Source organism: Deltaproteobacteria bacterium, from assembly GCA_018668695.1.
Classification (GTDB): Bacteria; Myxococcota; XYA12-FULL-58-9; order XYA12-FULL-58-9; family JABJBS01; genus JABJBS01.
On record JABJBS010000060.1, the window covers coordinates 1 to 18742 of the forward strand.

Genomic DNA, 18742 nt, shown 5'->3' on the forward strand with positions numbered 1-18742 from the left:
CGAGTAATCGCGGGTTCGTTGGTGGTCGAGGCAGGTAGCCAAGGTCAGCACTTGGGTAGCTTGAATTTTCACATGAAAGGCGACGGTCCTTTTCGTTTTTATGACGAGGGCAGAAGTCAGAAAAAGTCCTTAAATGAAAGCATCGAGCGTTTGAGCGCGGCTTTAGAAAGTATCGAGCCGGGACCTGGCCGCGATACAGGGATTACGAAACTCGAAGAATTAAGAACTCAAATCAAGACGTTTCAACCCTCGCCTCCCAAGGGACGTTATGTCAGTTGGAGCGTTGAACAGATTACTCCCGAGTATCGCCCGCTGCCTTGGGCGACGAAGTTACTAACGTCTCATTCCTCATCATGTGCTTGTGTGGCTCAGTGAGCGAAAGAACCAGGCTTGGGGAGCAAATGATTCCCGAGCATGAAATTTCTCTTATGCCTTCAAGCTTAAAATATTGAGGAAGGAAAAATTCTGTCAGTATAGGACCTGGTCATGCAGTGGCATAAAACGTGTTTATTGATTCTTGCGGTTGGGCTCAGCTTAATCGGTTGTAAGAGTACAGCGTTGGAGGAAAAGCCAACGACTGAATTCAGCATCGGTTTTATAACTGGTCTGGGAGGGGTCACGGAGCCATGCGGTTGTACCTCGCGCCCTTTGGGCGGACTGGACCGTATGGCTGGGCTGGTTTCTGAACGAAACGCGACGGGAGCATTCGGTCTTCTTTTAGTCGGCAATACTTTTTATGAACTGGATAACCCGCCAGGCCATCGTGTGCAGCAAGAACACGAAAAAGCTCGGGCCATAGCAAGTGTGCTTGAGAACTTGAAACCCATGGGTATTTTGCCGGGCCAGCGCGACGTGGAAGTGGGTGCACAGCGTCTTCAAGAGTTTGCAGAATCATTTCGCTTGCCGGTTTTTTCCGGACTTCGCGGCCCATCGGAATTACGATTTAAAGCCGACAGCGCGTTGCGAACAATCGGGGGTCATAAAGTTGGAATCATTGGAGTCGCGGGTGCTGAGGCATCGAATCAAGCCGATAGTTATACGCAAGGAGCTTTGGCGCTGCGCCGGCAAGGAGCGGTCATGGTGCTTGCCCTTGTTGGAATCGGGGGAGCTGAGGGAGAGGCTTTGGCGGCGAAAATTGACGGCGTGGATATCATTGTTCTTGGTGGGGAAGACGAAGTTCGAGCACCCCGGGTAATAGGTCATTCTTTAGTGGTTGAAGCAGGAGACCGTGGCCAGAGGTTAGGTAGCTTGACCTTCCACATGAAGGGCACGGGCGCTTTTCGTTATTACGATGAAGGCAGAAGTCAGAGGAGCGCACTGGATAAGCGCATGAGCCGTTTAGAAAGTGCTCTTGAGCGGATGGAGCCGGGACCTGGCCGTGAGGCCCGCAGTGCAAAGCTTGAGGAGCTTAAAGCGCAGTTGGCGGCCATTCAAACGACACCGCCAGAGGGGCGCTATGTTACCTGGGAAATTGACGAGGTCAGCCAAGATACGGCGGCGCAGAGCTGGGCGACGCAGGTATTAACCAAATACAATAAGTCTCTTTGTAAGCTCACTCTTGCCGCGCACGAAGACTTAAAGTGTCCGCCTGTGCAGTCAGAAACCGAGGAGTATGCGGGTTCTCAAACATGTCGAACCTGCCATGTCGCCGCTTATGAGGTTTATGAAAAAACTGCGCACAGCCATGCTTGGAAAACACTGCAGGACAAAGGCAAGGACTGTGACGTGGGCTGCGTGGGTTGTCATAGCGTTGGTTTCGAAAAACCAGGCGGGTATTGCAGGCTTCAAGATGTAAAGCCGTTTGCGAATGTTGGCTGTGAGAATTGCCACGGCCCGGCGAAATCTCATTCACTCGCGCCCGGGGATCGAAGTCAGTGGAGCACTCAGTTTGTGCGTAAGCCTACCGAGTCAACTTGTACGGGATGCCACAACGAAGAGCACTCAGACCAATTCGATTATGAGACTTATCTTCCAAGGGTGTTGGGGATTGGGCATGGAGTTCCAAGCCCGTAAGGCGCTTTTATTCTTCTACAACAATCAAAGCGTCAATGGCGGCGATTAGATCTTGGTAGCTCTCGAATCGTTGCTGCGGCTTGGGCTGCATGAGGCGGTGCACCAAGGCTTCGATTTCTTTGGGCGTATCTTTTCGCGTATCACGCAACTTCGGTACTTTTTTGTATTTCGCTTCAATCATCCACTCGATATTTTTATCGCGTGGAAAAGGGGATTGGCCGGCGAGCATTTCAAACATGGTGCAGCCAAGCGAATACATATCTGCGTGATGCTGAGCCTTGCCACCAATTTGTTCTGGCGCAGAATACACGAGGCTTCCGAGCCCGGTGCCTTCTTGGGTAAGCCGGTGGTCGCGGCTGGTATCACGGGCGATTCCAAAGTCGGCAATTTTCACATCACCGTTGGCATTGATCATAATATTTTGCGGCTTAATATCGCGATGGATTACACCGACTTCATAAAGGTGCTCGAGTCCCAATGCGACTTGGCGGCTTACTTGTAAGCAGTGCTGAGGCTCCATCGGTTTGCGCCGGGCGAGTTTGTCGAGTGTTTCACCAATGACCAATTCCATGGCGATGTAGTAGGTTTCCCCGTCACGACCAATATCAAAGAGCTTCACTACATTTTTGTGATTTGCTTTTGAGATCAAAGAACCTTCTTGAAGAAAGCGTTGGACGGCTTGCTTTTTCAAGGTGAGTGAACGCGGCAAGACTTTTAAGGCTGCCCGTCCTTCTCCATTGATTTCTTCGGCTTCGTAAACGATGCCCATGGCACCTTCACCCAGCTTGCCGATAAGTCGGTAGTGGCCGAGTTTCTCATCCTTGCCGCGTTTTAATTTAAGATGCGTTTCGATTCGCCCCATCAGCTCACTGAGTCTAATTGGCTTCACAGCGTAGTCGTTGGCCCCGAGCCTGAGTGCTTGAATGACATCTTCGGCATCATCGCGAGCGGTGAGCATAATAATGGGCAGTGACTGGGTGGTGTTGTTGCGGCGTAGCTGTCGTAGGGTCGTAAAACCATCGAGTCCAGGCATGACAACGTCGAGTAAAACAAGATCAATGGCTTCTTGCGCCACCGCTTGAATGGCTTTGGCTCCACTGTCTGCTGTAGCGGTGTTATAGCCGACCTTCTCAAGCTCCCGAGCAATGACTGCGCGGTGTGGCTCACTGTCGTCGACAATTAAAATTGTGCCTTTATCGCTCATATTCCATCCCGCCATATGGCGTTCATTTACTTACCCTTTATACGTTCTATCGTATCTTGGCAGATTCGCTCAATTATCCGGGAAATTTTTCGCAATAATAAACAGTTGGCTCACTTGGAGCGCTGTTTCCTGCGGGCTGTTTCCAGCTCTACAGAGGGCTTTAGACCATTGCGCTGTTTTTCGTCCAAATGTGGGCTGTCTAAGAGCCATGCCAGCGTATCGAGAATAGCATCACGTGTTGAGCGTGACCGATAACCGATTCGAGAAGCCTTGGTGTGGTTATACCAAAAGTAGTGGCCCACCTGCATGGCTTGATCTCGCGTCGCTTGAGGCGCTTTCCCAGTGATTTTAGACCCTAATTCCATCAATGAGGCCCCGAAAAGGGCTGTCTTGGAATTCAGTCTCACGGAGGGCTTGCTCACATTACAGAGCCGGCTGATGGTTTCGTGCACCCTTTTCCAGTGCCAATTATCCGCTCCGAGAAGGTAACGTTCACCGGATTCACCTTTTTCAGCCAGCAGCACATGCCCACGGGCACAATCTTCGGCATGAACGATATTAACGCCGCCTGGCCAAGTTAATTTGAAAGGATCGAAGAGGTAGTTGGTAATGGTTCCCATGCTTGCACTTGGTTTTTGATCGTTTGGTCCAAGGATGACCGCAGGGTTGGCACAGACCAGATCAACTTTTTGCTCTTGGGCATGCTCCATCGCAACCTTTTCTTGAAGCGCCTTACTCTGAAAATATTGCGGCATCGAGTCGAGATTAGGAGCTGACTTTTCAGTCATCGGCGTTTGGTCGGTGTTGCGCCCAAGAACCCCTGCACTGGAGGTGAGAACGAGCCTTTTCACGCCAGCGTCTTTAGCGGCGTCAACTGCATTGATGGCACCCTGACGGGCCGTTTGGTCCATTTCTTCTTGAGAAAATCCCCAGTAGGAAAAGACCGCAGCTGTGTGAAAGATGGTGTCGCAGCCATCGGCGGCAGCTCTTAAAGCTTGCCCGTCTCTTACGTCGCCGTAAGCGTAGTCTATATCGAGGCCTTTAAGCGCTTTAAGGTTGCTTGTTTTGCGGACCATAGCGCGCACGCTGTGGCCTTTTTGCAAAAGCGCCTGAACGATATGATTGCCGAGAAGCCCATTGGCTCCAGTTACCAGGGCAATCATGATTATTTGAGTTTTTCGAGAAGAGGTTGATAACCCTGCACAGCTGTTCGCTGCATGTAGAAGGTTAGTCCACGCTCACCGCCGAGTTCTTCACCGCCTCCTGCACGCCCTGGGCCGCCGTGAACAAGTGTTGGCATGACCACACCGGGTCCGGCTGAGAGTTCAGCGACTTTCTTACTTGCCAGATGAAGCCTACCTAAGAAGGGTGCTACTTCAAGCGTCATGCTGAGTGCGAAATCTGCTTTGTCGCTATAAACACTTGAAACCAAGCTTCCGCGACCAAGTCCGAGCAGCTCTGCCGCTTCTTCAGCGCTTCCGCTGTAAGGAATCAAAGTGGCCACCGGGCCAAAGATTTCACGGTCATGAATCGCAGGTGCTTTTGCATCCTTCGCTTCGAGAAGAACGGGTGAGAAGAAATAACCTTTGTCGCCCTCAACGCCGACCAATTCTGCTCGGCCACCGTCACCGTAAACCGGTGTTGCAACTTCTTTGAGTCTTTCAAGACCGGTATGGGCATCTTTAACTTGGCGAGCGGTAGCCAGTGGGCCAACTTTTACGCCTTTTTCAGCGGGGTTGCCCACCCGTGCGGTCGCTATCTCGCGGCTAAGGTCTTCCTTAACTGAATCCATCATGTCTTTGGGGATCAAGATTCTACGAATTGCGGTACACTTTTGCCCAGCTTTTTGGGTCATATCTTTAGCGACTTCGCGAAGGAAGAGGTCGTAAGTTTCGTCGTCGGTGCTTAGGTCCGGCCCGAGGACAGCTGCGTTGAGGCTGTCGGCTTCAACATTTACCCGCACGTTATGCTTGAGAATGTTTTCTCGGCTGCGAATCATAAGCCCCGTGTCTGAGGAGCCAGTAAATGCGATGACGTCTTGCCAGTCAGCGTGGTCGAGTAGGTCGCCAGGGTTGCCGCCGATAAAGGAGAAGCTGCCCTTAGGTAAAAGCCCTGATTCAATTGCAATCTCCGCCATGCGGTAGGCCACAAGTGCGGTGCTGGTTGCAGGCTTGGTCACGACGGGCATACCGGCCAGAAGGGCGCATGCTGCTTTTTCCATCATTCCCCAGGCGGGAAAGTTGAAAGCGTTAATATGAATGGCTGCTCCGCGAAGCGGGGTGTAAAGGTGCTGCCCGACCCAGCGTGGATTACGCGTAAGTTGAACGACGTCGCCATCGTTGATTACTTTTTCTGCGCCAAGCTTCTGGCCGAGTTTTCCATAATAGGACAGAGTGCCGGTTGCGCCATCGATATCAAACTTTGCATCGGAGCGCGTATTGCCACCGTTTTGGATGGCGAGGTCGATAAGCTCTTCGCGGTATTCGTGAATGGCTTTCGCTACGTTGACGAGCATCTCTCCGCGCTCAGCGAAAGTCATGGCGCGCAGTGCTGGTCCGCCGGTATCGCGAGCAAACGCGAGAGCTTCTTTGAAGTCCACACCTTCGGTGGAGGTTTCGGCAACCACAGCTTCGGTGGTGGGGTTGTAAAGCGGAGATTTCTCACCGGTTCCTGTGACCCAGTTTGCACAAACATAACTTCTAATACAGACGGTCATCGTAACTCCCGAATAGGCTTGGTGGTTGCTTTTGGACTGCCCTCAGGGGGCAGTCCAGGTGGTCCTTACGCGCTTTGGCTTGGCTTGTAAACCAGTGGGCATGACGCAGGGCGTTGCCGCGCAGCCATCGGGCGACGTATGTTTTAGGATGTGCGGTGTTTTAATAAACACCACAAGAAATTCACTCGAGCTAGGTTCGGTTGTAATCAAACTCAGCGGTTTCAGGGCTTCCGTAAAGAGTCAGTGCTCCTTGAGGGCCTACGGCATTTGGACGTTGGAAGATCCAGTTTTGCCAAGCGCTTAAGCGACCAAAGATTTTAGTCTCTAAAGTTTCAGGGCCAGCAAAACGAAGCGATGCTTCCATACCGGTGAGTGCATCTGGAGACAGTCCCGCACGTTCTTCAAGTGCGAGGCGAATTTCGTCGTCCCAATCGAGTTCATCATAGGCAAGTGTAATGAGTCCCGCGTCTTCGGCATCCATTCCGCCCATGGCTTCTCGGTTGCCTTTGATCTCATTGAAGAGTTCGGTTTCGCCAATGAGGCGAGTTTCCAAACGGCTTAAGCCATTGCCCATTGGGAATGTACCCATGTTGAGATCGCTCATCTGAATGGTCACGCCATCTTCGTCGAGCATATACGTTCGGTCTGCAGCCAGGGCGAATTCTAAAAAGCTACCTGAGAAGCACGAACCTTCTTCAATCAATGCGAAGAAGCTCTTGGCGGTTAAGTCCATGCGCTTGAGAACTCGCTTCATGAGAAGCAGAGTTTCTTTGACGTACCACTTATCTTGATTGGCCAGAAGCTGCGCGTCGAGTTCTAAGACCTTCGCCGTATCTCCTTGCGTCTTTACAATCACAAGTCCGATATTGGGGTGATTGAACCGGAGACGAACAAGTGCGTCGTCAAGCTCACGGTGCATACGAATCGGGTACCAGTTGCAATCTACCGACGCATCACCGTCAGGCAACGCAGAGACTTCGTCAGGTCCAGTAATAACCAAGGTCGCAGTTCGTGCAGCATCGTCGATGGTCAGGTTCACATGCTTGTAGCTGATACCATCGTCGGTGATGTTTGGCTCAAGTGCATGAAGTTCAATACCGGTACGGCCGGTATGACCTTCACCAGCAATCTCTTGAGCACGCTTGGTAACGGCCTCAGAGAAACGGCTCATAGGAACTACGTCGTCTACAAAGCCCCATTTTTTCGCGCGCTTCCCTTTCATACCTTCTGCAAGGGTGCAGAAAACATCGGCACGGTCGCGGCGAATCTTACGCTTGTCTACAACGCGGGTGAGTCCGCCGGTACCTGGTAGCACGCCGAGGTAAGGTACTTCGGGAAGAGAAACGGCTGAGCGCCGGTCATCAACGAGGATGATTTCTTCACATGCGAGAGCCAGCTCGTAACCGCCGCCAGAGCAGGTGCCATTAAGGGCTGCTAGGTAGTGCTGGTCACTGAACTCGGTGGCATCTTCCATCGAGAGACGAGTCTCGTTGGTGTACTTGCAAAAGTTAACCTTGAAGGCGTGGGTTGAGGCGCCGAGCATGAAGATATTTGCGCCGGAAGAGAAAATACCTTCCTGGTCACTTTGGACGATCACGCATTTTACTTCAGGATGCTCAAACCGCAGCCGCTGAATGGCGTCGGCAAGCTCGATGTCGACACTTAAATCGTAAGAGTTGAGCTTGAGAACATAGCCAGGCTTCATGCCCTCGTTCTCTTTGATATCGATGCCCAAAGTGGCTACAGGCCCTTCAACACGTAGGTTGAGATGCTTGTAACGGCTAGGATGCGTTTCAAATTGGATCGGATCAGGCTTTGTTTGGCTTACGTCAGCGCACATGGTCGACTCCCTTCGAGTGGAGCCGGTTTTAAGGGGCCTTGGCCCAATGATCAAGGCCCAGAGCGTTATTCTCTAAGTACCTGGAATTACCAGCGATAAAAGCCTTCGCCGCTCTTTTTACCGAGCTTTCCAGCCCTTACCATCTTGCGCAGAAGCGGTGGTGGACGGAATTGTTCCCCAAGTTCTTTGTGCAGATACTCCGCAATCGCCAGTCTGACGTCGAGTCCCACAAGATCTGTGAGCTTAAGTGGTCCCATGGGGTGGCGGTAACCAAGTTCCATAGCCCGATCGATATCTTCCGGGCTGCCCACTCCTTCTTGAACCATGCGCATGGCTTCAATGCCGAGAATCAAACCAAGGCGGCTGGTGGCAAAACCTGGGCTATCGTTGATCACGACGAGCTCACGACCAAATTGGTCGCCCATGGCCCGAGCTTTCTCAACGGTTGAGTCAGAAGTTTGCTCAGCCTTGATGAGCTCCAAGAGCTTTAAGATATGCGGCGGATTGAAAAAGTGAGTACCAATGAATCGCTCGGGGTGGGTGCAGGTGGCGGCAAGTTCTGTGATGCTTAAGCTGGACGTATTGGAGCCAAGGAGTGCATCGCTTGCGACGTGTTTACAAACTTCCTCAAATATCGTGCGTTTGAGGTCAATGCGTTCTGGAGCAGCTTCAACCACAAGGTTAGCACCTTTGCAGCCACTTAACTCGGTACTGATCGTGATACGCCCGAGAGTTTCGTCTCGTTGAGCTTCACTGACTTTGCCCTTGGCGATGCCTTTGTTGAGGTTGTTCTCGATGGCCGTGCGTCCGCGCTCAACAGCATCTTGGTTGATATCGATGAGCGTGACCTGAGCACCACTTTGAGCGGCAACCTGTGCGATGCCATGCCCCATAGTACCTGCGCCAATGATGGCCGCTTTTTGAATCACGATGGCTGAGTCGGTCATGTTGAGTTCCTATTTCTTGGCCTTGCGACGTTCGAGGAATTTACCCATGCGGGCATGTTTTTCTTCATCTTCGAAAAGTAATGCCTGGGCAGTGGATTCATAAGCCATGCAAGCCTCTGGACTGGCTTCAAGGCTGTTGTTTAGGCTCAGCTTGGCAAAACGAAGCGCCAGGGCACTGTTGCGGGCGATTTCCTCGGCAAGCTCTGTGGCTGCGCTCATAACGCTCTCTGCTTCGACCACGCGATTGATAAGCCCGATATCGGCGGCGGTCTGAGCATCGATGATGCGACCAGTGTAGATAAGCTCTCTGGCCATTCCTTGACCGACCAGACGCGGTAACCTGTAAGTTGCTCCGGCTCCGGGGATGATACCCAGAGACACTTCGGGCTGTCCGAGTTTGGACTTTTGGGTTGCGATGCGGATGTCGCAAGCCATGGCAAGCTCGCAACCACCGCCAAGGGCATAGCCGTCGATGGCCGCAATGGTGGGCCACTGGAATTGTTCGATCTCGCGAAACAAAGCGCTGTTGATTCGGTTGAGCGCATCAAATTTACCGCGCTCTTTGAGCTGAGCGATATCGGCTCCGCTGATAAAAGCTTTGCCGCCTGCGCCTGTAAAAATCAGTGCCCGAACGTCGTCGCGAAGAGTCAGTGCTGTGAGGAGACTGCGAATCTCTTCAACCATCGAGATATCGAGCGCATTGCGGACATCGGGCCGATTAAAGGTACACAAGACCACGCCCTGCGCTAAATCGGTCACCAAGAGAGTTTTATAAGAATTTTCTGTCATGACCATCCTAACGATGTTGGCGTTTAAGCTCTTCGTAAGCGGCGTTGATTTCTTTGGTGCGTTCTTCAGCCACATCACGAAGCTCGGGTCCCATGTCGGCCACTCGGTCTGGGTGATATTGCTGTATCAGTGCTTGATAAGCTTTCTTGATTTCTTTGAGCGTCGCATCGGTTGAGATCCCCAGGGTCTCATAAGATTTGGAGGAAGCTTGAGGCTTGGTGGTCTTCGGACTGTTTTCAGCTTCCTTGGCGCGTAATTGTTCCCGCAGGTCCCGGTAGATCCACACGATTACATAGGCAAGCGCCGCCATGGCTAAAAAATTAACAAGTTTCATCTGGGCCCTACAACTCACAGATTTAGGCGTTTCGTCAAGTTTCCCACCCAGGTCATTTGCTTTGGAGCATGAATCTTGCTCCGAATGGGTCCAAAATGAGGCATTCTAACCCTTTGAAAACACGGTTTTCTTGCTCCGCTGGCTTGGTTTCGATATCGATTTATCATGCGAATAGGTTCGGATAATGGTCATCGTCGTGGTCGGCGTAAGTTGGCTCGTAGAACATGGGTTCTTGGGAGTACTTTCTTTGTATTTCTAGGCTTGTGCGGCAGTGCCTACGCCGCGCCGCGTATGGCACTCGTGGTCCGTGGTGCGGGCTCGGGCAGTGATAAAGCAGCTGCTTTTGTCGGCCACTATTTTCAGGCTGAGCTTGCGGCAGATAAACGCTACGATTTGGTAAATTTTGATGTTGTACTCGGTAACCCTGCATTCGAGCGGGCCGAGCAATCCTTTGCGGCAGCGCGGGTCTCGGTCTCGCAGGGCCGGGCGGCCTATGAAGAGTTCGAACTTGATCGAGCCAAAGAGCACCTGCGAACGGCGCTCAATAAGTTTCAAAGACATACCGGTCATATGAGCAACTACGCGGAGATCGCGGACATCTACATGCTCCTGGGTGCAATCTACAGCCTCGAGGGCGCTGAGAATAAAGCTCGGCAGACCATGGCGGATGCTTGGTCGATTTATCCGCAGATTGAGCCCGACCCGAGACTCTACAATCCTGGGATGCGCGAGCATTTTCAAAAAGCCATCAAGATCCGGCAAACCCAAAAACGTGGTTCTCTCTCACTCTCATCTAATCCAAGCTATGCGAAAATTTATGTCGATGGCGTTTTTCGAGGTGTGACTCCGGGAAATATTGGAGAGCTCACAGCAGGGCAGCATCACATTCGTCTTCTTAAGCCCGGTTTTCGAGGCTGGGGACGGGTCGTTCGCGTTAAGCCTGGCCGCACGGTTGAAGAAGTGGCGCGGCTTCGGCCCACGGATCACTTTGACGATTTTGATAGCCTAGCGGCGGCGGCCGTAGACTCGGTGGCAAGCGGCGATAGGGGAGATAACCGCTCCGCATTGCCCGCGGCAGTAGAAGAGATTGGTACCTTTTTGGATATTGATTCTCTGATGTTGGTTGATGTTCGTCTTGAGGGTGAAACCGTAAAAGTTTACGCCACTCAGGTGGATCTGAATGCCGCAACGCCTCAAGAAGCGTGGCGCGCATCCGGAGAACAGCTCTTCTCCTACGACACAGTTCCAAAGACATATGAGCGCGAAATAACGATGTTGTTCAAAACCTCGTTCAGCGAAATGGCCATGGCGGTACCTGAGCAAAAGGCTAAGGATTCGGCAGATTCCTGGGCATTTGCTGAGAGTTGTTTGGGAATGGCTTGCAGCACCTACAAGCAGGTTATGGTTTGGTCGAGTATCGGAGCAGGCCTGGCAGCTGCAGGTGCAGGCGGTGCTATGTGGGCGCTGGCGAAGCAAGACAACGATGAATACCGAGCAGGCTCACAAGGACCTTTCCAAGGCAGCGATCAAGCGGCTGCTTTAAAAAGCTCAGGACAAAACAAGGCACTGGTCGGCGATATTTTAGTTGGCGTTGGTGTTTCAGCGGTCATCACAGGAACCTTATTGCATCTGCTTTGGTATCCGGGCGCTACAGCTGACGATGTTATGAATCAAAGCGGCAGTGGCTGGGGTTTTCAGTGGGTACCCATGCTGGACGGCGGCAGTTTACAACTCAACGGAGAATTTTGATGATGGCTCGGCCATGGATTGTACTTTTCTCTTTGGTAGCGTTGGTTGGATGCAGTGCTAGCTTAGATTGGGAAGCTGAGGGGCTTCGTTGTGATCCGGAAAACCCGTGTCTCGAGGGTTACAGTTGCCGCGCTACAGAATGTGTCACGGAACATAGCTTGGCGAAGAACCAAACTTGTACCGACGACATACAATGCGACTTTCAATACATTTGCTCGCCGGAGAAGAAGCTCATTTGCACAACGAAGTGCAGCTATTTTTATACCAGTGATGATTGTCCTTATGTGGGAGTCGATGGTCGCGGTGATTATTGTATGCCGGTTTCGGATAGCACGATTCGCGGCGTGTGCATGCCGGGAGATGTTTGTAAGAGCGGTGAAGATTGTCAATGCAACGGTGACAACTGTACCAATTTGGGAGATACCTGCGTTGAGGTGAGCGATAGCACGCGCATCTGTCAGGTCGGTTGTGAAGTGATGTGGGGATTGGCAGGTCCGGATGCTTACACTGACACCTGTGCGCCAACCGCGGGGCAACCAACCTATTGTCAGCCCGTTGGTGCCATCGGTAAGCAGAAGCTGGTGTGTTTGGATGCAACAGCTGCTCAGGATGATGGTGATACCTGTGCCGTGGGTTCTCAGCCATGCAATCGAGGTTCTTTATGCGTCGACGACCGGTGTAACCGTTATTGTAATAGAGCTTGGAATCCAGAGTCAGATCTTAGTGGAAGCAATCCGAGTTGTTCCGAAGCAGAATTCTGCTGTGCTTTGGGTGTAGGAAGCGACGATACGCTGGGCTACTGCTCTGAGAGTTGCGGTAATTGAACCGATACAATGAAGGCGTTTAGCCGAGCCGCGTTTCTTGAGTCTTTTGAATCAATCCATCGATCAGTGCTTTTGCTTTGTCATCGAGTCCAGTGAATTCGATGCCCATGCCAGGCTCTCTTCGGCCGCTCTTACCGCGGGTTACCCAGGCTACAACCGCTTTGGTCGTAAATGACTCGTCTTGTCCAGGCATGCTGAAGGTCACATCGACTTTGGCGCCAATGTCCATGAGTAAATCTGAACGTAAAAATGCGCCGCCCGCGCTGACGTTTACAGTGTCGAAAAGAATTTCACCGTGCACAGGGTCTTCGGAGTCGCTTAATTTAAACTCTACGGAGAGAGGGTAACGGTTGTAACGGCGAAGTTGTTCAGTGGGATCTGTTTGAACGGTCATTGAATACCCCCAATAACGCCCTAAGGGCGGTGGTAGCCCGTGCCAAGCCTAATTTGCTCAACGCGGTAGAGCTGCTCTAAAAGCAAAGCCAGGGCCATCCGATGGGGAAGGGTCATTTTTGTGAGTGAGAGTGTCTTGTGGGCGCGTTCTTTAACCCGGCTGTCTAAGCCGTCGGCACCGCCAATAATCCAGGCGACTGATCCCACACCACTGTCTCTCCACTTCACAATCTGTCCTGATAGTTCCATGGTTGACCACTGCAAGCCGTGCTCATCGAGGGCAATGACTTGATGACATCCATCGATGCTTTTCAAGATGGCATCACCCTCAGAAGACATCGTACCTTCTTTAAGGCGTATTAGGTCAATTTTTGTGCACTTCTTTAAGCGATCGAGGTATCGCTCGGCGCTTTCGAGTTGGGGATCTTTGGCTTTACGGCCAACGCAAATGACGCGGTGAGAGAGCATGAGGGCTCTTATGCCATTTGGTGTGGGCGTTCTTCGTCGGTGACGGTTTCGCGAGGAGCTTCGCTCCAGAGATCTTCAAGAGCGTAGACATCTCGTGTAAACTGATGAAATACGTGAAGAATAACATCACCAAAATCAACGAGTGCCCATTGGCCGCTTCGCATGCCTTCAGCACTTTTATTCATTAAGTCGTGGTTGTTCTTGAGCTCACCAATGGCGCCTTGAGCAATCGCTTCAACGTGTCGATCACTGGTTCCAGAGACCAATACGAGAAAGTCTGCGTAGCTGGACAAGCCGCGGACATCCAGTACCAATACATCTTGGCCTTTTTTATCCAGTGCTGCCTGGGCGACAATACCTGCCAGTTTATCTGCTTCCAACTTCTGACTCCTTTGGTGGCGCTTCTCAGCGCGAACACGCGGCCTATAGGGTAAGCCTATGCCTTTTGTAAATTGAAAAATGTTTTTTTCTTAGATTAAACAGGGAGTTCAGGCGATCTTAACCCTTTTGATCCTCTTTTGGGTTCTCATCGGCCTGCTTTTTGAGCTGCTTACGAAAGAAATGCAGTGGTTTAGATACCGGAGCGGAGCGCCTTACTTCGGGGCTCGTACGTTCTGGCTTCGTTAATGGTTGGGAATTTCCGATCTCGGTGATGCCACTTTGGTACTGAACAACCAGTTGTGTGGGGTGAACTTCACGGTCGGAGACTTCTAATTTACCAGTGATTTTGGAGCGTAGAATCACCCCGGTATCGCGATCTATTGTGAGGTAGCCCTCTATATCCGTGGCTTGACTAAGTTCTCTCCAGAGAGCCGGAATACGAACTGGGCGGCCGTGGCTTGGAAGTTCTGTGACCGCTGGCGCCGGTGTTACCTCTTTGGTTTCAAGGTTGAAGCGCAGAGCGGCCCGATTGCCAACTTCCACCGGGGAAGGCTGGGAGAAGCTGAGTTTGGGTCTGAAAGGTGCGAGGGCTTGAGCAAGGCTGGAATAGGCCAATTCACCCCAGTCTGAGAGTTCTAGGCCTCGAGCATCTTTCTCACGCAACTTACCTTGGTCCTGGCCGATGTAGAGTGTGTCGCCAAAGAGGTAAGCTTCTACTTGGTGCTCGGGAGTATTCAAGATGATGCGTTGTTGTCCCAGGGCATCGACGGCGGCTTCATAGTTGTCTTTTTGTTCCCATTTTTCCTCGCCACGCCGGAAGGTCATGGTGCTCTCGGCTTCAAAGAGAAGTGAGGTAAGTCTGGCCTGAGTTTCCTGAAAGGTCAGATTTAAGATGCGATTTTGGACGCCTTCATCACTGTGGAACTCTGCTACCCGCAGATGTTCGGTGTAGGCTTCAGGCACTTTTTGAATGACTTCAGCCTGACCATCGGACTGACAGGCCAAAGTATTGCCAAAAATAAGACAAAGCAGGAATATTTTGCAGATTTGGTGAGTCATAGCAGGTGCTTTATGACACAGCTGCTTCACAGGGTGAAGGCGCTGAGGTTTAAAATCTGATTCTCGTTGAGTGTTTTGTGTTGCGCTGCGTTATTTAAAGGGCTTTTAGAGGGATTGTGAGCAAAGCGGAGGTTTTCTTGCACCAATTCAAGCCCCATACTAGACACTAGTTATATAGTCTACCGAACTACCGTTCGGGATGCTCTTCATGCGGCGCGTGGGAGGAGCATAAAGCCTTACGTCCTTGGAGCGCACCGTTGTTCAAGAATAAGAGAGTAACTTTAATGCTAAGTCTTTTGGTGACGGTAGCCGCCGTAGCTCTGACGGTCTATCCTGATTTGAATCCTGAATTATCGAACCAGTCAGCTTCAGAGTCGCAACTTGCGTCTTCTGATTCAGCGGCACCCGGTTCAGGTGGATTTTTTAACTCAGGCTACGACCTTGCTTCCCACCAGACCTTGAGCCGCGTGATGCTTTTGGTGCGGGAAAACTATGTTGATCCTGAGCGCGTGAAGCCTCGTGAAATGTTTCTGGCTGCCCTCGACTATGTTGAGAAATCAGTGCCTGAAGTTATCGTTCGTGAAGAGCTTGAGAAGAATCGCCTAACCGTTCAAGTGGGTAAGCAGTCACGTGTTTTTGAGCTTGGAGAGATGAACCAGATTTGGGAAGTCACCATGGCGCTGCGTGATATTTTCCGGTTCATGCAAAATACTGTCTCAGAAGAAGATGAACGTAAGGGCATCGAATATGCTGCGATCAATGGAATGCTTTCAACACTTGATCCACACTCGGTTCTTTTGAGACCTGAGAGTTTCGACGAGGTAAAGCTTTCAACTAAAGGTGAGTTTGGCGGACTGGGAATCGTTATTTCGATTCGAGATGGCTCACTCACGATTATGTCTCCTATCAGCGGTACACCAGCATCGCGTGCGGGGCTGAAAGCTCGAGATAAAATTGTAAAGATAGGCGCCGAGTCAACGGTCAATATGGGACTTGAGGAAGCTGTTTCGCGATTGCGCGGAAAGCCGGGAACGCCTGTTGATATTTGGGTACAGCGTAAAAAATGGAGCGAGCCGCGTAAATTTCAGCTGCGACGAGCCATCATTAAAATTGAAAGCGTTACCAGTAAGTTGCTTGCAGATGGCGTGGGTTACGTGAAGATTAAAAACTTCCAAGGCAATACTTACGACGATTTGAATATGCATCTTGAGAAGCTCAAGGTCGAGAACAGCGATGAACTCAAGGGCCTGGTGTTGGATTTGAGAAACAATCCAGGTGGTCTACTCGACCAAGCCAAGCTGATTTCTGACCGCTTCATCGACCATGGTGCTTTGGTCATCACAGTGGGCGAAGGCAATCGTAAGCGCGAAGTCATCCCTGCACATTTTGCTGGAACTGAGATGGATTACCCCATCGTGGTCCTGGTGAATGGCGGCAGTGCTTCAGCATCAGAGATTGTGGCCGGTGCCATTAAGAACCAAAACCGGGGTATTGTTGTTGGTCAACAAACTTTTGGTAAGGGCTCTGTTCAGGTGCTCTATGACTTTCAAGATCGTTCAGCTCTTAAGCTTACCATCGCGCAGTACCTAACGCCTGGCGATATATCTATTCAGTCCGTTGGTATTGAGCCAGATGTTGAATTGATTCCGGCAAGTATTACCGATGAACGCATCCAAGTGTTTGTTGATGATGAACACCCACGTGAAAAGGATCTCAACAAGCACCTCGACCACAGCGAAGGTCTTGAAGAAGAACCTGCTAAGTTTGTGCGTATGGTTCATCTCGTTGAAGACGAGAAAGAGCCTGATCCTGAGGCAGAATACAACGACGATGCATTCACCGTAGATTTCGAGATTGGTCTGGCCCGCGAAATCCTAGTGGGGAGTAACTCGATTAAGCGTAAAGATTTACTCAAAGACTCGGCTGAACTCTTTGCAAGCCGCAGCGCAGTAGAAGCCAAGAGAATCGCAGACCGTTTTGAAAAAATGGGTGTGCCGTGGAAGACCTCTAAAAAGCTTCAGGCGCCGGCTGAAAGCGGAGTGGAAGCTACTCTGGAGTTTGTTGGAGCCAGTGAGAAAGGTTTTCGCTCTGGCGATGAACTTACTCTAAAAGCAACTGCGAAAAACATTACATCAACTCAACTTGAGCAAGTTTACGGAGTCACAGAGTCGGACAACCCATTTTTTGATAAACTTGAGTTTGCCTTTGGGCGACTTAAGGCTGGTGAGACACGATCTTGGGAAACGAAGATTAAGTTGCCGCCAGGCCTCGGAAGCCGCAGTGATTTAGTTAATTTTAAAATCGGAGATCAAGGCGGACTTGGTAACAACATCTCGGCTTCAGCATTTGCCGACGTAAAGTCGCAAGCCAAACCCCACTTTGCCTACCAGTATCAGCTTGATGATCGCAGCAACGGCAATGGAGATGGCCTCTTACAAGTTGGCGAAAAAGTTCGGATGAAAATTCGTGTCAGCAACATCGGCAAAGGTTCTGGCGGTGAGGTAATGGTCACAGCAAAGAATATGAGTGGTAGCTCGATGTTCTTAAAAGTGGGCCGTGCAACCCTCGGTAAACTGGCGGCCGGTGAATCTAAGGTCGGCTATCTTGATTTTCGCGTGAGCGAATCACCTGAGGACGGGCCGGTAAAGCTCAGACTTGGCATCTGGGATTCGGAACTTGGCGCATCGGTGAACGAAGTGATTGCAATGCCGGTGACCAAAGGTGTCAAAGGTCAAAAGGAATCACGTAATGTTGTGGTTAAAGGTGACAAGCCGGTTGCAGTTTATGCCGCTGCCAGTGATAGCTCGATGACGGTGGGTACACTTCCCGTGGGCAGTGTGGTGCGCAGTGAAGCTGTATTTGGTAAAGGCTATCGCCGCGTACGTTTTGGTGATGGTTATGGTTTCGTATCGTTTGCCAACGTGAAGCCGCGCAAGGGTAAAGTTAGCAAGAAGCCGATGAAGTGGAACGTGGGCCAAGCTGCGCCGCGCATTACTTTAAGCACGATGGAAACTCGGCTCTCTGGTTCCAATCTAAAATTCTCAGCAGTGGTCGAAGACGCTGAGGGTTTAAATGACATGTATGTTTACGTGAATGATAAGAAAGTTTTGTACAAGGCGCTTTCAGAGATCCCTCTGGTGGATGGACTTTATCGAATTGAAGTACCCATGGATCTACCAGTGGAAGATGGTTCCAATATCGTGACCATTGTTGTTCGAGAAACAAAAGATTTGGTGAGTCGACGTGTGTTTGGTGTTTACCGTGATGGTGCGGACACCATGGCAGGGCGTGATGCTTCTGATAAGACGCGCTCGCATCAATAGCCTGTTGGAGCTTCTAGTGATGAAGAACCAGGTAGATTCGGTGGCAAAGACATGAAGGGTTTTATACTGGCAGCTGGTTTTGGTAAGCGTATGCTTCCCATTACAGAGCATACTCCCAAGCCGCTTTTGCCCGTTGGGAATCTTCCACTTATCGGTTACGCGATTAAATTACTGGCTCATCACGGCATCACTGAAGTGATTGTGAACGTGCATCACCTCGCGGCGAAGTGTCAGGAATATTTAGGTGATGGAAGCGACTACGGCGTTAAAATCACCTACAGCGTCGAAGAAGAGATTTTAGGTACGGGCGGCGGTTTACGCCGGATGCGTGAAGAACTCAGTGACTCAACTTTCGTCGTTGTGAACAGCGATACCCTAATTGATGTTGACCTCGGCGCAGCGATTGAACAGCACCGCGAAAGTGAAGCTTTAGCGACGATGGTTGTTCGACAGGGAGATGACCAAGAAGATTATGGCCAAATCGAAATCGATGAAGCTGGTCGCATTGGCAGAATCCTCGGCCAAGGTGAGCTGCAAGAAGGCTTAAAGTCGGTGATGTTTACAGGTGTTCAGATTCTAGAGCCTGAGTTTCTCGATTTTATCCCACCCGATGTTGAGACCTGTATTGTGCGTTACGGATACATTAAGGCTTTGGCCAACGGCAGTAAGCTCATGTCATTTATGAATGACGGTTTTTGGGCG

General features: G+C 51.0%; 17 protein-coding genes. 6 read left to right on the forward strand and 11 right to left on the reverse strand.

The features are described 5' to 3' along the window. A partial coding sequence (locus HOK28_03290; protein ID MBT6432090.1) for a hypothetical protein occupies positions 1-375 on the forward strand: 375 nt, incomplete at its 5' end. A 111-nt stretch (positions 376-486) separates the two neighbouring features. After that, positions 487-2013: a hypothetical protein gene (locus tag HOK28_03295; protein ID MBT6432091.1), complete on the forward strand. Its 1527-nt coding sequence runs from the start codon at positions 487-489 to the stop codon at positions 2011-2013. 7 nt (positions 2014-2020) lie between these two features. Here HOK28_03295 and HOK28_03300 read toward each other — a convergent pair whose 3' ends face one another. From HOK28_03300 to HOK28_03330, 7 genes are all read right to left on the reverse strand, one after another. Beyond that, on the reverse strand, positions 2021-3232 hold the full coding sequence (locus HOK28_03300) for a protein kinase (protein MBT6432092.1): 1212 nt from the start codon (positions 3230-3232) through the stop codon (positions 2021-2023). A 95-nt stretch (positions 3233-3327) separates the two neighbouring features. Then, on the reverse strand, positions 3328-4380 hold the full coding sequence (locus tag HOK28_03305) for an NAD-dependent epimerase/dehydratase family protein (protein ID MBT6432093.1): 1053 nt from the start codon (positions 4378-4380) through the stop codon (positions 3328-3330). Between the two features lie 2 nt (positions 4381-4382). Continuing rightward, the gene (locus HOK28_03310) at positions 4383-5933 is read right to left on the reverse strand and encodes a 3,4-dehydroadipyl-CoA semialdehyde dehydrogenase (protein ID MBT6432094.1); all 1551 of its coding nucleotides are present in this window, start codon (positions 5931-5933) and stop codon (positions 4383-4385) included. Positions 5934-6123: 190 nt separating this feature from the next. Beyond that, positions 6124-7773, reverse strand: a complete 1650-nt coding sequence (locus HOK28_03315; protein MBT6432095.1) for a benzoyl-CoA-dihydrodiol lyase — start codon at positions 7771-7773, stop codon at positions 6124-6126. A gap of 86 nt (positions 7774-7859) precedes the next feature. Further along, the gene (locus HOK28_03320; protein ID MBT6432096.1) at positions 7860-8720 is read right to left on the reverse strand and encodes a 3-hydroxyacyl-CoA dehydrogenase family protein; all 861 of its coding nucleotides are present in this window, start codon (positions 8718-8720) and stop codon (positions 7860-7862) included. A 9-nt stretch (positions 8721-8729) separates the two neighbouring features. Beyond that, positions 8730-9509, reverse strand: a complete 780-nt coding sequence (locus HOK28_03325) for an enoyl-CoA hydratase/isomerase family protein (GenBank protein MBT6432097.1) — start codon at positions 9507-9509, stop codon at positions 8730-8732. A 7-nt stretch (positions 9510-9516) separates the two neighbouring features. Then, positions 9517-9843, reverse strand: a complete 327-nt coding sequence (locus HOK28_03330) for a DnaJ domain-containing protein (protein MBT6432098.1) — start codon at positions 9841-9843, stop codon at positions 9517-9519. Between the two features lie 165 nt (positions 9844-10008). Between HOK28_03330 and HOK28_03335 the strand changes: the two genes are divergently transcribed. Continuing rightward, complete coding sequence (locus HOK28_03335; protein ID MBT6432099.1) at positions 10009-11592, forward strand: PEGA domain-containing protein; 1584 nt, start codon at positions 10009-10011, stop codon at positions 11590-11592. Beyond that, on the forward strand, positions 11592-12416 hold the full coding sequence (locus HOK28_03340) for a hypothetical protein (GenBank protein ID MBT6432100.1): 825 nt from the start codon (positions 11592-11594) through the stop codon (positions 12414-12416). Before HOK28_03335 ends, HOK28_03340 begins: the two co-directional genes overlap by 1 nt. Before the next feature lie 19 nt (positions 12417-12435). Here HOK28_03340 and HOK28_03345 read toward each other — a convergent pair whose 3' ends face one another. The 4 genes from HOK28_03345 to HOK28_03360 all read right to left on the reverse strand — a co-directional run bounded on the left by HOK28_03345 (position 12436) and on the right by HOK28_03360 (position 14717). Then, the gene (locus HOK28_03345; GenBank protein ID MBT6432101.1) at positions 12436-12810 is read right to left on the reverse strand and encodes a PilZ domain-containing protein; all 375 of its coding nucleotides are present in this window, start codon (positions 12808-12810) and stop codon (positions 12436-12438) included. A gap of 20 nt (positions 12811-12830) precedes the next feature. Next, positions 12831-13277, reverse strand: a complete 447-nt coding sequence (locus HOK28_03350; protein ID MBT6432102.1) for a 23S rRNA (pseudouridine(1915)-N(3))-methyltransferase RlmH — start codon at positions 13275-13277, stop codon at positions 12831-12833. A gap of 8 nt (positions 13278-13285) precedes the next feature. After that, complete coding sequence (gene rsfS, locus HOK28_03355; GenBank protein MBT6432103.1) at positions 13286-13657, reverse strand: ribosome silencing factor; 372 nt, start codon at positions 13655-13657, stop codon at positions 13286-13288. A gap of 118 nt (positions 13658-13775) precedes the next feature. Then, the gene (locus tag HOK28_03360; GenBank protein MBT6432104.1) at positions 13776-14717 is read right to left on the reverse strand and encodes a hypothetical protein; all 942 of its coding nucleotides are present in this window, start codon (positions 14715-14717) and stop codon (positions 13776-13778) included. Between the two features lie 284 nt (positions 14718-15001). Between HOK28_03360 and HOK28_03365 the strand changes: the two genes are divergently transcribed. Together HOK28_03365 and HOK28_03370 are read left to right on the forward strand one after the other, a co-directional pair. Continuing rightward, complete coding sequence (locus HOK28_03365) at positions 15002-18040, forward strand: PDZ domain-containing protein (GenBank protein ID MBT6432105.1); 3039 nt, start codon at positions 15002-15004, stop codon at positions 18038-18040. 51 nt (positions 18041-18091) lie between these two features. Next, the coding region (locus HOK28_03370) for a nucleotidyltransferase family protein (protein ID MBT6432106.1) at positions 18092-18742 on the forward strand (651 nt) is incomplete at its 3' end.

Excerpts from the sequence above, each read along its gene's own strand:
- HOK28_03365 (MBT6432105.1), top strand. The coding sequence starts at position 15,002 with ATGCTAAGTCTTTTGGTGACGGTAGCCGCCGTAGCTCTGACGGTCTAT.
- HOK28_03320 (MBT6432096.1), bottom strand. The coding sequence starts at position 8,720 with ATGACCGACTCAGCCATCGTGATTCAAAAAGCGGCCATCATTGGCGCA.
- HOK28_03300 (MBT6432092.1), bottom strand. The coding sequence starts at position 3,232 with ATGGCGGGATGGAATATGAGCGATAAAGGCACAATTTTAATTGTCGAC.
- HOK28_03325 (MBT6432097.1), bottom strand. The coding sequence starts at position 9,509 with ATGACAGAAAATTCTTATAAAACTCTCTTGGTGACCGATTTAGCGCAG.
- HOK28_03330 (MBT6432098.1), bottom strand. The coding sequence starts at position 9,843 with ATGAAACTTGTTAATTTTTTAGCCATGGCGGCGCTTGCCTATGTAATC.
- HOK28_03295 (MBT6432091.1), top strand. The coding sequence starts at position 487 with ATGCAGTGGCATAAAACGTGTTTATTGATTCTTGCGGTTGGGCTCAGC.
- HOK28_03310 (MBT6432094.1), bottom strand. The coding sequence starts at position 5,933 with ATGACCGTCTGTATTAGAAGTTATGTTTGTGCAAACTGGGTCACAGGA.
- HOK28_03315 (MBT6432095.1), bottom strand. The coding sequence starts at position 7,773 with ATGTGCGCTGACGTAAGCCAAACAAAGCCTGATCCGATCCAATTTGAA.
- HOK28_03360 (MBT6432104.1), bottom strand. The coding sequence starts at position 14,717 with ATGACTCACCAAATCTGCAAAATATTCCTGCTTTGTCTTATTTTTGGC.
- HOK28_03345 (MBT6432101.1), bottom strand. The coding sequence starts at position 12,810 with ATGACCGTTCAAACAGATCCCACTGAACAACTTCGCCGTTACAACCGT.
- HOK28_03335 (MBT6432099.1), top strand. The coding sequence starts at position 10,009 with ATGCGAATAGGTTCGGATAATGGTCATCGTCGTGGTCGGCGTAAGTTG.
- HOK28_03340 (MBT6432100.1), top strand. The coding sequence starts at position 11,592 with ATGATGGCTCGGCCATGGATTGTACTTTTCTCTTTGGTAGCGTTGGTT.
- HOK28_03350 (MBT6432102.1), bottom strand. The coding sequence starts at position 13,277 with ATGCTCTCTCACCGCGTCATTTGCGTTGGCCGTAAAGCCAAAGATCCC.
- HOK28_03305 (MBT6432093.1), bottom strand. The coding sequence starts at position 4,380 with ATGATTGCCCTGGTAACTGGAGCCAATGGGCTTCTCGGCAATCATATC.